Genomic DNA, 1238 nt, shown 5'->3' with positions numbered 1-1238 from the left:
GCATCATGCTGCTCCTGCGTAGCCAGCAGCTTGATGTCGTTGCCGGCGGCCAGGGCGATGCCGCCGCTCTGGCTGGCCGCTGCGGTGGAGGCCAGGGTGAGGTCGCGGCCGGCCTGCATCACGATGTCGTCGCCGGCGCCGAGCTGGGTGCCGCGCACGCTTTCGTCGTAGCTCGCGGTGGCCAGCGAGTTGCTCTTGGTGACCGTGCTGCGGTCGTGCGAGCTGCTGTCCACCGCAGCCTGGCTGTTGATGTCGCGCCCGGCTTGCAGGGCCAGGGTTTTGCCTGCGCCGACCTGCGCGGCGGTCAGAGTGAGGTCGTTGCCGGCTGCCAGCACCACGCTGCCCGCGCCCTGCACGGTGGTGCCGAGGTGGGTGGTCTCGCTGCTGCGCTGGAAGTTGCGGTCGTTGGCGGTGGTGTCGGTGCTGCGGGAGAGCGTCTGCGTGCTGAGGTTGAGGTTTTTGCCTGCCACCAGTTGGGTGACGCCGTCGGTGCCGGCGTTGCGAATCTGCGCGGCCTGCAGGTTGACGTCCCCGCCCGCCACCACCGACAACACGCCGTTGCCGTTGGTGCCGGTGACATACAGGCCGGCGACACGCTCGAGCTGGGTGGTGCTGTATTGGTGGTAGCCGCCGCCGCTGAGTGTTTCCACGGTGGAGGCAACGGTGATGTCGCCGACGGCCTGCACGCTCAGCGCGTCGACGGCGGTGACGCTGGCGCCTTCGATGCGGATGTCGCTGGCCGAGCGCAGCCCCACCTGGTTGCCGCTGATGCTGCCGCCCAGGTGTTCGATGCGGCCGGCGTCGATGGACACCAGCTGGCGTCCGGCGATGGTGCCGGTGTTCTTCAGGCCACCGGCCAGCGTGATGTCGACGTTGGCACCGGCCAGCAGCGCGCCGCCGGCATCGAGGTCGCCGGGGCGCAACCGCAGGTATACCTGCGGCACCAGCGCGGTGGTGGTGGTGCCATCGGGCAGGGTGACGGTCTGCTCCACCAGCCAGACGATGTCGCTGGTGAGCTGGGCCATTTGCGCCTCGGTCAGCGCCACGCCCGGGCGTAGATTCCAGGCCTTGCCGATGGTGGCGCCGGCATCCAGCAATGCCTGGTACTGGGTTTCGTCGCTCTGGTAGCCCTCGAGAAAACGCCGGCCGGTGAGCTGGCCGATCTGCTCGCGCACCAGTTTTTGCTCGTAAAAGCCATCGCCCAGGCGCTTTTGCAGCGCATCGGCGGAATAGCCCAT

The 1238-nt window shown here is 68.7% G+C and carries 1 protein-coding gene; it reads right to left on the bottom strand.

What is annotated here, in order from left to right; translation table 11 throughout:
* Positions 1–1238, bottom strand: a 1238-nt coding sequence (locus tag Y887_RS15000) for a hemagglutinin repeat-containing protein (RefSeq protein ID WP_046965109.1), incomplete at both ends; no start/stop codon positions are given.

The organism is Xanthomonas pisi DSM 18956 (assembly GCF_001010415.1).
Lineage (GTDB): Bacteria > Pseudomonadota > Gammaproteobacteria > Xanthomonadales > Xanthomonadaceae > Xanthomonas > Xanthomonas pisi.
This window is presented reverse-complemented; position numbering and strand designations above follow the sequence as displayed.